9 protein-coding genes are annotated in these 15,175 nt (G+C 47.2%); 6 read left to right on the forward strand and 3 right to left on the reverse strand.

The window, feature by feature from the left end:
- Position 1: 1 nt before the first annotated feature.
- The gene (locus FSB84_RS09690) at positions 2–2,275 is read right to left on the reverse strand and encodes a TonB-dependent receptor (RefSeq protein ID WP_130541757.1); all 2,274 of its coding nucleotides are present in this window, start codon (positions 2,273–2,275) and stop codon (positions 2–4) included.
- A gap of 443 nt (positions 2,276–2,718) precedes the next feature.
- Here FSB84_RS09690 and FSB84_RS09695 point away from each other — a divergent pair, with 443 nt between their 5' ends.
- A complete protein-coding gene (locus FSB84_RS09695; RefSeq protein WP_130541756.1) occupies positions 2,719–5,406 on the forward strand; it encodes a M14 family zinc carboxypeptidase in 2,688 nt (895 codons plus the stop codon).
- Between the two features lie 67 nt (positions 5,407–5,473).
- Positions 5,474–7,855, forward strand: a complete 2,382-nt coding sequence (locus tag FSB84_RS09700; RefSeq protein ID WP_130541755.1) for a T9SS type A sorting domain-containing protein — start codon at positions 5,474–5,476, stop codon at positions 7,853–7,855.
- 72 nt (positions 7,856–7,927) lie between these two features.
- Here FSB84_RS09700 and FSB84_RS09705 read toward each other — a convergent pair whose 3' ends face one another.
- On the reverse strand, positions 7,928–9,610 hold the full coding sequence (locus FSB84_RS09705; protein ID WP_130541754.1) for a thiol-activated cytolysin family protein: 1,683 nt from the start codon (positions 9,608–9,610) through the stop codon (positions 7,928–7,930).
- Between the two features lie 142 nt (positions 9,611–9,752).
- Positions 9,753–11,189, reverse strand: coding sequence for an Ig-like domain-containing protein (locus FSB84_RS09710; protein ID WP_130541753.1), 1,437 nt, complete (start codon positions 11,187–11,189; stop codon positions 9,753–9,755).
- Between the two features lie 381 nt (positions 11,190–11,570).
- Between FSB84_RS09710 and FSB84_RS09715 the strand changes: the two genes are divergently transcribed.
- From FSB84_RS09715 to FSB84_RS09730, 4 genes are read left to right on the forward strand one after another with little or no spacing between them, the layout of a single operon-like run.
- A complete protein-coding gene (locus tag FSB84_RS09715; protein ID WP_130541752.1) occupies positions 11,571–12,506 on the forward strand; it encodes an ABC transporter ATP-binding protein in 936 nt (311 codons plus the stop codon).
- Positions 12,484–13,323, forward strand: coding sequence for an ABC transporter permease (locus FSB84_RS09720; protein ID WP_130541751.1), 840 nt, complete (start codon positions 12,484–12,486; stop codon positions 13,321–13,323). Before FSB84_RS09715 ends, FSB84_RS09720 begins: the two co-directional genes overlap by 23 nt.
- A 23-nt stretch (positions 13,324–13,346) precedes the next feature.
- The gene (locus FSB84_RS09725; RefSeq protein ID WP_130541750.1) at positions 13,347–14,273 is read left to right on the forward strand and encodes a hydroxypyruvate isomerase family protein; all 927 of its coding nucleotides are present in this window, start codon (positions 13,347–13,349) and stop codon (positions 14,271–14,273) included.
- A 26-nt stretch (positions 14,274–14,299) separates the two neighbouring features.
- Positions 14,300–15,001 carry a LolA family protein gene (locus tag FSB84_RS09730; RefSeq protein WP_130541749.1) on the forward strand — a complete coding sequence of 234 codons (702 nt, stop codon included), beginning with the start codon at positions 14,300–14,302 and terminating at the stop codon, positions 14,999–15,001.
- Positions 15,002–15,175: the final 174 nt, after the last annotated feature.

Here is a 15,175-nt window from a genome sequence, read left to right on the forward strand (position 1 = left end):
TTTATAAGTTACTGTTGATGACGTCTTCTGATCTGTCGATACCAAAACTGATAAAGCATCCCACGAAAAAGAAACGGCGTGCAGTGGGAAGGATCGGATCCTTGCGGCTGCCGTTCCAGGAATAGTTATAACCAAATATCTGGTCGTTGCCCAGCACATTGTTCAGCGAGAATACCCAAACGGTGAACTTCTTCGCGTCTTTCTTCCCGATTGCCGGCAGGTAGTTCACACTCAGGCTTAGATTATTGTAGGCGATGGTTTTGCCCTGGTCTGCGATCACAAATTTACCATCGCCGGCATTGTAACGGAAATTATAATAGGGCCGGCCTGTGGCAAAGGAATAGGAGGCATTGAAACTGGTTTTGAATTTAGTGAAGAATTTCTTCACTACCAGGCTGGCGGTATGATTGGCTGCAAAGGAAGGCTGGATGGCATAGGGATAATTCAGGTAATCCCGCTTCGTATCCAGGTAGGAATAGGAAACCCAGTAGTCCACATCCTTGAATGTTTTCCGGTCGCGCCAGAAGAGCTCGATGCCCTGCGCATTGCCGGAACCGCCGTTGGCAACACTGTCTGGCAGCGTATTTCCTTTGGTGGCATAGGTTTTCACCAGCTCATCGTATTTCTTGTAAAAGGCTTCGATGCGCAGCGTATAGTTGCGGCTCACGCGCTGGTAATTGGCAATGTAGTGCGTGGCTTTGGTATACAGCAGGTCGTCAGTTTGAGCATAGTTGCGGAGAAAGAATTCCTTTTCGGGGCGCTGATAGAAAATGCCATAGGCAAGCGATACCTGCGCCTGGTTGCCCAGCTTATAAGCCAGCGATGCACGCGGCACGATATTGGCCCTGTTCAGCAGCGAAGAATGTTCTACACGCCCACCCAGTTTAGCGGCGATGTCGTTGGTGATGTACACATCGGCTTCTGCAAAGCCTGCTTTGAAATGATCTTCAGCATTTGTTTTTGCATGTTGCACATAACGGTTAGTGAAATCCGTTTTATCGGTGAAGTAGAGATACTCTCCACCGAACCGGATAGCGCTGAGGCCATACAATCTTCTTTCCAATACCATCTTGATCTGCGAAAGGTCCGAATTGTTCTTTATGTTGAATGATTTGCTGTCGTAAGGAGCCTGGGCCAGGAATTGTTCCTTATTGTCCTGGTCTTCCAATACATTCCTGATCTTATCGATATTATTACTGTACGATGCGCCCAGGTTCAGTCTCCAGTGTTTTCCGATCTTTTCCTTCCAGCTCAGATTCGTATATACGTTGAAGTTATAGAGCGTAAAAGCGTTCTTGAGTGAGGTTGAATCGATATCTGCCCTGCGCAGCCCCAATTCGCTGTAGTTGAAATAGCCATAGAATTTGAGGATGCCAGTTTTGGAGGTCTTGATCCTGAAATTGAATTCTCCGTTATGGAATTGGGGAGTGAGGAAATTATCGGGCCTTTGTTTTATGATGGCGAAATATGCTGCCAGGTTGGTATAGGCGTAATTGGCGCCCCAGCTGGATTTTTTGTCTTTGGCAAGCTGGTTGTAGCCGCCGCTCACAAAGATGGGTGAGATGCCCAGGTTGGCGGAGGTCTGATCTGGCAGGTCAGTTGATTCCAGGATCAGTGCGGAAGAGAGTGCGCCGCCATAGAGTGCGGAATAGCCGCCGGTACTGAATACAGTGCCTTTGAAGATGAATGGCGAAAAACGGCCGCGGGATGCGATGTCCGGAATGCTGCTCTGAAAATAATTGTTCACCAGTGTGCCATCGATGAAAACTTTGGCTTCTTCTGAGCTGCCACCGCGGACGAAGAGTCCTTCTTTTTCTCCCACCTGTTGAGCGCCGGGCAATGTTTTGAGAGCGCCGGTAATGTCTCCGTCAGAGCCTGCAGTTGTTACGATATCGAGAGGGCCCAACACCGTAGTGCGTTTGGTATCGCTGGCTTCAAAAGTTCCGGCAGTGATCACTACGGCGGTAAGCTCATTGGGTTCTGCTTTCAGGATGGCGTCCAGTTTTTGATCGCCGCCTTCGAGTGTGATCTTTTGTTCAAATGGTTTGTAACCGATGCAGGTGATCAGCAGGGTTTGTTCTCCTTTTTCTGATGTCCGGAACCGGTAATTGCCGAGTGAGTCGGTAGTGGCGCCGTCGTAGGAATCTTTAATGGCGATGCTGGCGCCGCCAACACCTTTTCCTTTGCCGTCTTTGATCCGTCCCTGGAGAACGGTTTGGGCGCTTCCCAGGAAACTGGTGAGCAGCAGGAGGATGAAGGGGATCACTTTCAGCATAGCGGTTAAGTTTATGAGGCAAAGTAAAGTAGTTTATACAGTAAACTTAAATTCCGGATGCCTGCATTCGGTAAAACCGGGGACAGGGTCGGTAAAACAGGGGATGTTACCGGCATTATTTTGGCCGTTACACCGGATTTTTTATTGTGTTGCTATTGCAGTTTATTTTTTGACCCTTGTAAATGAAGCCGATCCGGATCTAAATATTTTCCGTGCAACAGTACGTATTGATCTATGGTAAATCTCCTATTGCAGGTAAATAAATTATTAATTACTCTTGCAACAGGTGCTCCATAAACAATTAATCCATTTCCGAAAAACCTAGATGCATGAAAAATCTGTACTCTTCCTTCTTCTACACTATTTCCCGTATTTATCGTCATTCCTCCTGGCAGCATTGATCCTGCTAAACATGTGGCATTAATACTTTCAACTAAAGCATTATGAGAACGGGAAATAATTTGCTTTGGGTATTGCTGCTTGCTACTTCCATGCCTTCGGTTGCACAAACCAGGTATAGCAGGGTGAGCATACAAATTCCGCCGCAGGGCCTTACCTGGCTGACTGCGAAAGGCGTTTCCTTTGATCATGGCGAAGTGAACGAAGCCCACAACTCATTCATCACCTCACTCAATACCAAACAGCTTGCTGCGCTCAAAGCAACAGGCTGTTCTTATACCGTTCTGATAGAAGACGAAGAGGCTGCATTCAGACAGCAGTACCGCAAGGGTAATTTCTATCGCAATGCCGGCGCCACCATGGTGAACGGCAAACTGCAATTTCAGCAATCATGCGCTTCCGCTATCGAATCGGTGGATGTGCCGGCCGCTTTCACTGAAGGTTCTTACGGCGGCTATTATACTTTCGATGAAATGCAGGAGAAGATCAATTACATGGTAAACACTTTTCCCAACCTGGTGGATACCCTCATCCTTCCAACAAGAACCTATGGCGGCAATCCTCTCATAGTTGTTAAGATATCAGATAATGCAGATACAGATGAGAACGAACCGGAAGCACTTTATACCGGTCTCCATCATGCGCGCGAAGGCATGAGCATGATGAATCTTTTCTTCTTCATGAACTATCTGCTGGAACATTACAACACGGATACAAGGATCAAAAACCTGGTAGACAGCCGTGAACTGTATTTCCTGCCCTGCGTGAATCCGGATGGATATGTTTATAACGAAACGAATTCGCCCGGTGGCGGAGGTATGTGGAGAAAGAACCGGAGGAACAATGGCTCCGGCAATGGAAGAGGAGTAGATATCAACCGGAATTATGGTGAAGACTGGGGTGAGAACGGCGCCAATGTGTCTATCTCCACAGATCCGGATGATGAAGATTATATAGGGCCGTCTGCGTGGTCAGAGCCTGAAACCCGTGCCCTGCGTGAACTTGGACAAAGCAGGCAATTCACCATTGCGATCGATCATCATGCTTACGGAAATTATTATGTAACGCCTTTCGGCCGTCCTGCGCAGCACAGTTTCACTACGCAGGATGTGAATTTTTATAAATATGCTTCAGCCCTCATGGCCAAATACAATGGTTATTCCGTAGGAGATGGCCTGGCTACCGTAGGTTACTATGCGGTAGGCAATTCAAGGGACTGGCACCTGATTGGAGATATCGGTGCGGGAAGCAAACAGAAAACTTATGGTTATACAGTGGAGATCGGCTCAAGCTCCTATGGCTTCTGGCCGGATAATTCGCTGATCGTTCCCATTGCACGCTCCATGTTCTTTGCCAATATGCAAATGGCTTATATGTCTGGTTCGTATTTTGAATTGCAGGATCTCAATCCGATCGCATTCAATAATACCAGTGGCAATTATCATTTTTCCATTCGCCGTATCGGGCTTACCGATGCGCCGGTGACAGTGTCTCTGCAAGCCCTGGAAAATATCTCCATCACAGGCGGGCCGGTCACCATCAACAGTATGCCCAACTATTTCGACATACTGGAGAGGGATATTGCATATCAGTTGCCCAATGCCATCGCGCCGGGCGCCAGGATACGTTTTGTATGTAGAACAGTGTCTGCCGGTGTTACGCTTACCGATACCATCGTGAAGTTCTATCAGCCGGATCAGCTGTTGAATGATGATATGGAAAGCACAACCAACTGGGATTACACCGGCAACTGGGGAACCACTACTGCAGCGGCTTTCAGCGGCAGCAGATCCTTGACTGAATCCCCATCCGGCAATTATTCCATTAACGAACAAACTTACGCCACTTACAAGAACGCCATCGATCTTTCCGATGCGGAATCCGCTTATCTCGTTTTCCGCACCAGGCATCGTGCACAGAATGGATACGACAAACTGCAGGTGCAGCTATCCAATAACGGCACTTCCAATTTCCAGTCTGTTTGTGCTACAGGCACTATCCGCGAGAACGTTGGCGCTATGAACAATATACCGGGGCTCACAGGGATCCATGAAACCTGGGCACAGGAAGTGGCAGACCTGCGGGACTATCTAGGTAATAACAATGTACATCTCCGTTTCGGTTTCTTTTCCAATGCATCGAGAGTTGACGATGGCTTCAATATAGATAATGTGGAGATCGTGAAGTCCACACATATCGTACTCTCTGTACAATTCATCGATGTGCAGGCGAAGCAGCAGTCGAACGGTGTACTGATCAGCTGGGAAGCAAATACAGAGAACGACCACCATCATTTTGAAGTGCAGCGCTCACTGGATGGTGTGAACTATATTACCATCGGCGCCGTGTATGACGGCCCGCCTTATAAATTCTTGGATGCGGAACCGGGAACAGAGAATCACTACCGCATCAGGGCTGTTGATAAAAAGCAACGCAGCCAGTATAGCAAAACAGTATACCTGAATTACAAGCAAACAACTTTCATCACTGTTACGCCCAATCCCGCTTCCCATGAGCTGATGCTGCGTTTCAGCCTGGATACCGATACGCGCTATTTGCTCAGTATCCGGGACGTTACGGGCAGGCAAATGCTTCGGCAGGAACTGAAACTGGCCAGGGGAGCAGGTTACAGGCAATTCAATATCAGTAACTGGATTCCGCAGCTGTATATTGTTACGCTGAAGGATCTGGCAACCGGCAGGGAAACAGTGAACAAAATTTTAAAAAGATGATAGCACAATACATGTTGTTGAAGAGCAACAGTTGATCCTGAGTTTAAAACCATGTAAATCCAATTTTATGAAAACGGGAAAATACCTTTTGGCTGTTTTGATCACATCAGCATCCATTTTTGGTATGAGCGAGAGAACGATTGCCCAGAGTCTTGACCTAAGTAAAACAGTAACCAATGTAACCATGTCCTCACCAGGTAACCTGGCCAAGGAGGGCGATATATTGGAATACACGATCGTGGTAAGAAGTCTGGCTGCATTGAACCTCACCAACACCACAGTGATAGATCATATTCCTGCCGGTACGGCCTATGTTGCCGGTTCCACACGGCTCAATTCCGCGCCCCTGGCGGATGTGTCGGGCACTACGCCATTCACCGGCTCCGGTGCACTGGTGAATTCCGCTTTGCGGCCTGCCGGAACCATTGCCCCCGGAGGAACGGCAACGATCCAGTTCCGGGTGCGGGTAACTGCCAATGGCGGTAATATCACCAACTACGCGATGGTGGAATGCGAAAATGGCGCCAGTCATATTTACCAGAACACCAATACGGTATTCACCAATCTTACGCCCGATGCTACCTGCTCCGTGATCTACCAGTCAACGGCCAGAACAACCAGCGGCCTTCCGGGAGATGACCAGCCTTACCGCTATTTCAAAACGGTGAGTACATCAAACGGAACAGGTGGCGCTATTCTTTACAATGGAGAAACCGGGCTTTGCCGGAATGCGCTTACCAATGCGCTGCTACCTTCGGGCAGTGTGCTGAAATATGCTTCCGCCATAGCCTATGATAAAAAATCAAACCGTATCTATTTCGTCAATAACTATAGCAACGCCAAACAGGACCTTTGTTATGTAGACCTGAACCAGACCACCAAAACCGCTTACAGGTATGTGAATTATACCATGGAAACCACACTGGAAGATGGATGGAATATCAACCGTATGGCTTTTGCTTCTGACGGTTTCGGATATGCGATCACGCAGAATGGCCAGGACATTATCCGGTTCTCTGTAAATCCTGCTACAAATATTCCTACCATCACACGCCTTGGTGCATTGATCAATGATATGTCCAATGGCAGTTTCGATATCCTCAGTGAAAGCGGCGGTGATATTTTCGGCGACGGCTCCGGTAACCTTTACCTGATCGCCAACTCCAGCCGGATGTACAAGATCAATCCCAATACCAAGATTTCCACTTACCTGGGAGCCGTGAGTCCTTTCCCTGCCAGCTCTTCCAATGCAATTGCTGTGGATGCATCAGGTACGGTATATATCGGCGGTGCTTACCGCAATGTGTACACTGTTAACCTGCTCACCATGGCAGGCACCTCCATCACAGGGGGCAGCACCAGTAATGTTTGGACAACCGGTGACTATACCAGTTGCGCCTTTCCTGTACTGGCTCCGGCACTGGCTGCCAACAAGACTTACAGGAATATCAATGGAAGTCCGTTTGTTGTTGGAGGAGATACTGTAGAATACAGGATTGAAGTGATCAATACAGGTAATATCAACGCGGCAGGCGTAAAACTGCACGATGCGATCCCTAATGCCACGCTCTATATTCCCGGCACCACCAGGTTGAATGGCGTGCTGATACCGGATGATCCAGGGCCTGTTATGCCTTATGCAGTTGCCGGTGGAAGGGAGATCCATTCTCCCGGTGAATTCAATGGTATCATCAGGCCGGGAGCAGCCAACAGTGTGGTGCTCACTTTCCGTGCTAAGGTAGAACCTCTTGCCCTTATTTGTAACCAAAGCCGCATCACGCTGCTGGATGTGAATGGCAATACCATCTTCATCAACTCGAATGATCCTTCATTACCGGGCTCTGGTGGCGGTTCGCAGAATCCAACCTGCTTCTTCTCCGATGGTACACTTCCGGTAAGGAGCATCGACCTTAAAGCCAATATCCAGAACGATCGCTCGCAACTCACATTCACTGTACAGGAAGAACAGGATATAGATTACTACGAAGTACAGTATGCCGCTGATGGCGTCAACTTCAGCGCTATCGGTAAGGTAAAAGCGAAGGGGAATACACTCGGGTCACATGTATACAACTATACAGACGCAGTGAACACCACCGCGGTGAACAGGTACTACCGTATCCGTGTGGTGGGTATTGCCGGTAATGATGTAACACTTTCCAGGATTGTGCGGGTGAGCCTGCAGAACCTGCAGCAGATACAGGTACAGCCCAATCCATTCCAATCGGATATTACTGTGAAGATGGAACTGAGGGCTCCTGAACAGGTACGATTCAGATTGATCGATATTTCAGGTAAAGAAGTGATCCGTCTGAACAAACAACTGGCAAGGGGTGCACACAGTATCACTATCCCTGCGGGAGCTAAATTGTCGCCGGGTGTATATGTGATGGAAATTCTTACAGTTTCTGATAATAACGTACATCGCCAAAAGCTTGTCAAGCGTTAATTGGTTTTGAATAATAGCAAAGGGGCTGCTCAGATTGAATGAGCAGCCCCTTTTGTTTTATCCGCTATCTTCTTATTTAGTTACGGTTGAGGTTTGAGGCACGAATGTTTCAGAAACGAAACTGGTGAGCACTTTCCTGTCGAAATTATCCAGGAATGTATCTGCATTGTTCATGGCAAGCCGCTTGTTTCCGAGTGTTGGGTGCGGTGCGCCGTTCTGATCAACAAATTTCAGAACAAGGGTAACACCATTGATCTTCCATGCATCGAGCGCAAAATTGGGCGTGTAATAAATACTCAGGCGCAAGCCTTGTTGCTGCAGCGATTGTAATGTGAAATCATTGGCATTTTTCGAGTATTTCATCAAACCGATCGGCGTTGTTTTATTGGAAGGGAATTCAACTTTCGAGTTTTCGATGGGCTGATAATAGACCGCAGCATTGGTTGCCTGATTATACAACCAGATGGCCACACCTGAAGGCGCTTCCTTATTATCCGCTCCGGTATTGATCTCCAGCGATGCCTCACTGAGCGTATACGTGAGATTGTCCGGAACGCAGAGACGTTCAGTGTATTCATCTGTGGCGCTCAGTGCAGATACGGTGGCGCCGTTCATATCGCCCATTGTATAGTAAACAGGACGCGCATGTTGGAAATGACAGGTGGCCAGCATATTCCTGATCTCTTCTTCCAGTTTGTCTACGTTGAAAGTAGTGGCAGTATTGGGAGCGCCGATCACGTAGGCATTCACAGTCTTGGTGGTCTTGGAAGTCTTGCTGAGGAAATCGCCGCCCAGGTTGAAATTCATACCGCCTTTGGCGCCATACTCGGCATTGAACTTCAATACATCCTCACGTTTGTCCAGCAACAATTCAATATTGGCCAGGATCCTTGTACCATACGTGATCTCTTTTACATACAGCATATTCGGCGTGGCAGCGATATTGGCATCATTGAAAAATCCATTGGCAGGCTTTTCTGCTTTGATGGTGAACATGGGTTTAACCACATCGATGGTGAGGTAGTAGCGGTTGTTCACACTGTTATGACTGAAGCTGGTGCTGGCTGTAAAGCCACTGTAGCTTCCTCCGGCGGAAACTTTGATGGCCAGTTCTGCTTCGGAGTTGGAAGAGAAAGAACGGTATTTGATATCGGTACCGCCACCACCTTCATTGATGCTGTTCCTGATCACCGGTATTCCTGTAGCTGCATCATTCATTGCTGCGCCACTCGGATTATTGACGGTGATCACGGATGTTCCGCCTGCTTTCACAGGTTGATCTGTGTAAACCCGGATCGGGTTCCTGCCGGTTACGATCTCGTTGTAACCTCCTCCGAAGAAATCATCGAAAGTGTAAATGGCTCCGGGGTAAAGCCTGATCAGGTTGGAATTGTTCCCGTTCATGAAAGTGGTGCTTTCCGCTGTGAACTTCACCTGGTTCACTGTACAGGTCATGCTGCCTGATTTTTCAGTGGGCAGGGTTGCTTTGTTCTCCTTGTTGAAAGCCGGCTCTCCGCCGGTATTCACATTACGCATGAGCTGCACATTTACGGAATTACCATTTCCGATATTGATACGCTTGGAGATGTTGGCGCTGTAAACAGGTCCGGCGGTAATCGGGATGTTCTTTAGAACAGGGATGGTCCTGAGCTTTTCAGAAGCATCGATGGTCTTTACTTTCATATCCTGCTTTCTTGTTGGTTGCGCCATAGTAACAGAACTACAGACACAGAGTAGAGGCAAAAGGTATTTCATGATTCTTTTTTCTCAAAAGTATCATTACCGCTGACTGTTGAACTCCCCTAAAAAGGGGGTTTATTTCGAAAAGAAAATCCCCCCGATCCTGCTGAGCGCGGATGGGGGGATAATGTATTACCTCTGTGAAACCAATAAACTATTACTCTTTCAGCAATTTAACGATCATGCGCTCATTGCTGTTGATGATCACTTCCAGCAGGTACAATCCGGGGCGGAGACCGCTGGTATTGTCGAGCGTGAAAGTGTTGGTGCCTGCACCGGCCTTGGATGTTTTACGCATCACTTCAGTACCTGTGCTGGTGAGCACTTTCATCACTATCATGGAAGACTCATTCACCTGTACGTTCACCACGATATCATTCTTAACAGGGTTTGGTGTAACGCTCACCATTTTGAGGGCGGCTTTGTTGTACACACGAACGATCAGGATCTTGCTCATGAATACGCGTCCGTCTTTATCAACCTGTTTCAGTTGATAGTAGAGGTCTTTCTTCGTAGCATTTCCTGGTTTATCGTTGAACACGTAGTTCACTTTTACATTGGAATTGCCTTGCGCGGCCAGTGTGCCAACAGTCTGCCATTTCTGGCCATCGCTGCTGCGCAATACTTCAAAGCGGTCGCTATTGCTTTCGAAAGTGGTTACCCAGCTAACTTCCACATCGCCGTTCGTTTTGTAAAGGCCCCTGAAATCGATCAGGCTTACAGGCAGTGAACCGCCGGTGGGGAAAGTGATGGTTACGGTAGCTGTAGGAGAGCAGAGTTGTGCATAACCGTTATCACATACTTTGTAAGTGAAGCTGGTGCTGCTTCCGTTGAAGCCTGGTTTTGGAGTGAACTTGAAAGAACCGTCACCAAAGAGCTCAACTGTTCCGTCAGGGGAATCGTCTACCAGTTCAGCAAACAATACTTCGCCATCCGGATCGTAGTCGTTGTTGGTTACTTCGCCGGTAGCAGTGAAAGTGTTGGTGCCGGGCAGTTCATCATCTTCTGCAACAGGAGCAGCGTTACAGCCACTCTCGTATTTTTTGTTCACACTTACCCAGAATTTGTCGATGCCAAGGCTGGTAGTTGAATTGATGCCCTGGAAATTCACAAACACTTTGAAAATGCCACTACCGATCTCGGGATAGTAGAAAGTTCTGTCGTATTCGTATGTAACGTTGGGATCTGCATTGGTGATCTCAACACTGTCAAGGTAGTTACCATAGATATTGTTGTCAACATCTGTAACATACACTTTGAACCATTTGCGGGCTCCATTGGAAGGGCCGCTTACTTTGTAGGAGAACTTCACGTTCAGGTTTCCCCACATATCCAGAGCAGGCGTAAAGAAGCCTGTTTCCTGTGTAGGGGAAGTGGCGGGCCCCATTACGATGCCGCCATCGCCTTCAATGCCCGGAGTGAAGCCGCTGTTCACATCAGCGCTTTTGAAGATCCAGCATTGTCCAACGAGATAAGTTTTTACCTGATTGAGAGGATAGCCATTACGTGAGTTGAAATTTTCATAAGTCTGGGCCGAAGCGGCGAGAGACATGAATGCACATGCAATGATAAGGAGGGTAGAATTCAGTTTCATACTGTCAACAAGATTTCAGAGTTTTTGAATAAGTTTTAGGCACGGCACGGATTGCCTGTGATCGGGGGCATTCAAAGGAAGTTCGACTTGAAATTTGTTGGACAAAGGAGTTCTATGTAGCTCACATAGCTATTGGACATTTGAGGATAACCTTACTCAGGTTGGGCTGTATAGAGAAATTACTACTGCGAAAAAATTGGAGGAAATTGGTACAGGATAATTTTGAAGCCTGTATTGGACGGAATTGTCGTAGGATGATGAGAATTGAAAGCAAATATAGTCAGCCGGATCATAATATGCAAGACTTAATGTAAAAAAATAACAGATTGAACGGGATTTACGCTGTAATTGTATTGTAATTTGCACGAGATAAAACCTGCTATGCCTCCAGTAATCACGGTCAACCACCTCAGTAAGTATTACCAGGATATTAAAGCTGTTGATGATATATCCTTTACAGTAAACAAAGGAGATGTGTATGGATTCCTCGGACAGAACGGTGCAGGCAAATCCACTACCATCCGAATGCTGCTCACGCTGATCCAGCCAACAGCAGGAACCATCGAGATCTTCGGCATGGATATACGAAAACACCGCGAAGAAATTCTCCGGCAGGTAGGGGCAGTGATCGAAAGGCCAGACCTCTACAAGTACCTCAGCGCCCTCGAAAATCTCAGGCTCTTTGCAAAACTCAGTGGACTGAAACTTTCCGATACTCAGTTGATGTTGCAACTTGAAAGAGTGGACTTACACCAACGTGCACACTCCAAAGTGCATACCTTTTCCCAGGGTATGAAACAGCGCTTAGGGATCGCTGTGGCATTGGTGCATGACCCGCAGCTGGTGATCCTGGATGAGCCAACTAACGGGCTGGACCCGCAGGGTATTGCAGATATCCGCCAACTGATCGTGGAGCTGAGCAGGGAACATGGCAAGACTGTACTGGTGAGCTCGCATCTGTTGAATGAGATTGAGCTGACTGCTACCAGGATGATCATCATCAACAAGGGAAAGAAAATGGCGGAAGGCGCACTGAAGGAAATGTTCGATCCCTCAAAGATGCTCATCGAGCTGCGCGTAGCCAATCCCGATCATACCCTGCAGCAATTGCAGCAATCTGTTTGGAAATCTTTGCTGGTGCAGCAGGAAGCCAACCTGTTCACTATCCGCATGAATGAAACAGACATACCCCGGTTGATAGCAGACCTGGTGAGTATGGGTGTGGCCATCAACAGCCTTCAGCCAAGACATTCGCTGGAAGCCTATTTCCTTTCATTAACAACATCCAACCAGCATGTGGACCATCCTGCAAATTGAGCTGTTCAAAATATTCAAGCGTCCGCGAACCTATATCGCTTTTGTTGCGATTGCAGTGATCGTATTCCTGATACAACTGGCATTCTATGTGGATGGCGGGGCGTATATCAGCTTCCTGATGCAAAGCATCGAGTCGGATTTCCATGTAGAAGGAAAGATCCTGAACGGTTACTTCATCTGTTATTTCATACTGCAGACATTATTGATACATGTTCCTCTTTTGATAGCGCTGATCGGCGGTGATATGATCGCCGGTGAAGCCAATATGGGCACATTGAGGCTACTGATCAGCAAGCCAATAAGCAGGGCTTCGCTTATTACCGGCAAGTTTATTGCTACCATGGTTTACACTTTGCTGTTGCTGGTGTGGATGGCCATCCTGTCGCTCGGCCTGAGCATGCTGATATTCGGTACAGATGACCTGCTGCTTTTCAAAGGAGAAGAAGTGGTGTTGCTCCTGAGATCGGATATCCTCTGGCGTTATGTTGCGGCATTCGGATTTGCAGCCATCGCCATGACAACCGTTGCGGCCTTATCTTTCTTTTTATCGCTCTTTGCAGAGAATTCCATCGGCCCCATCGTGAGCACCATGAGCGTGGTGATCGTATTCACCATCCTCACCAGTATCGATCTTCCTTTATTCAACGCCATGAAACCTTATCTTTTTACCTCCCATATGCTGGGATGGAAAGGTTTCTTTGATGATGATATTTTTTACAACAGTATCGCAAGATCAGCTATCTTTCTGCTGGCGCATATCGGAGGACTGCTGGGATTGTCCCTGGTGATCTTCAAAAAGAAAGATGTGCTGAGCTGATCCAACAATCTAAAACTGTACTGATGGAAAGAAGAAAATTCATGCAGCAATCGCTCCTCGCCGGAGCATCCCTGGCAGCAAGCCCCACCCTGATGGCGTCTTGCTCACAGAACACAGCAGAAGCAGGCAAAACATTCACGATGGATTTTGCCTTTCATGATAATATGTTCAAGAATCATGGAGGCAATGATTTTATAGATCAGATAAAATGGGCGCATGATCAGGGATTCAGGTCCATCGAAGACAATGGCATGATGGCCCGCCCTGTGGAGATGCAGGAGAAGATCGGGAATACGCTGGCGAAACTCGGAATGCGCATGGGCGTATTCGTTATTACTACTGATAACTGGCATTGGAAAACCACACTCACCACGGGAAAGGAAGAATGGGTCAGCAAAATGGAGAAGGATTGCAGAACAGCCGTGGAAGTGGCCAAAAGATGCAATGCAAAATGGGTGACCGTTGTTCCCGGCAATTACGAAAGGAGCCTGCCAATAGAAACGCAAACTGCCAATGTGGTCAGTGCGCTGCGCAAGGCTGCTGATATACTGGAGCCTGCGGGATTGATCATGGTGCTGGAACCCCTGAGTGATAACGAAGATCTTTTTCTTCGCCTGTCAGGGCAAACCTTCAATATCTGTAAAGCGGTGAACAGTCCCAGTTGCAAGATCCTGTATGATATCTACCATATGCAGCGCAATGAAGGCAATCTCATGGCCAATATCGATAAGTACTGGGAAGAGATCAGTTATATCCAGATTGGCGACAATCCGGGAAGGAAAGAGCCGGGCACAGGAGAGATCAATTATACAAACGTATTCAAACATATTTACAACAAGGGATACAGGGGTGTGATGGGCATGGAGCATGGAAATGCGATGCCCGGAAAGGAAGGCGAGATCGCTTTGATCAAAGCCTATCGTGAAGTGGATGTAAAAGCCGGAGCCTGATATGCCGTTCTCTAAATTCAATCATTATGCGAAAGCTTCTTGATACCCGTTGGTTGTTTTTGATAGCAATATCAATGTGCAGTATGACAGCGAAGGCGCAGGATGCAGCAGCGCTGGTGAAGCGCGTAAAAGCAAAGCTGGAAACAGTGAACAATTACGAAGCGAATGGCGTAATGAAAACAAATGTGAGCTTCATCAAAGTGCCGGATTCGAAGATCACGGTGTATTACAAAAAGCCCGATAAGTTCCGCATCAAAAAAGAAAATGGCATCTCCATTATGCCGAAAGGCAGTGTGAGCCTGAATCAGGGCACATTGCTGGCCGGAGAGAATTATACAACAGTTGCAGCAGGCACAGGAAAGGTGGGAGATCAGACGGTGGCTATCGTAAAACTATTACCACTCGATGAAAAAAGTGAAGTAGTAGTTTCCACACTGTATATCGATGAAAAAGATGCTGTGATCAGGAAAGCTGTGACCACTACCAGGAACAACGGCACCTATGAGATTGAAATGAGTTATGGAAAATACGCATCATGGGGCTTGCCTGATAAAGTGGCGTTCATTTTCAATACCAGGGATTACAAATTACCGAAAGGACTTGCATTTGATTATGATACGGGGGAGAAGCCCGCTGCAACTACTGACAAAAATCAAAAAGGAAAAGTAGAAATCTCATACTCCTCTTACACTATCAACAAAGGTATTTCAGACAATATCTTCCAGTAGATTTTCGCAGTTGATTTACGTTCCTGTTTTCAACATCGCGTCGTAATTTGCCAGCTGTTATAGATTGATGTTTATCAAAATGATAGACATTTAGTTGACGGCGGTTATGAATTTATGCATCGTGTATACTATTCACATAATATACCCGTTTGCAATCCGTACCTAAACCCTTTG

Source organism: Pseudobacter ginsenosidimutans, from assembly GCF_007970185.1.
In the GTDB taxonomy this organism is placed as follows: Bacteria; Bacteroidota; Bacteroidia; order Chitinophagales; family Chitinophagaceae; genus Pseudobacter; species Pseudobacter ginsenosidimutans.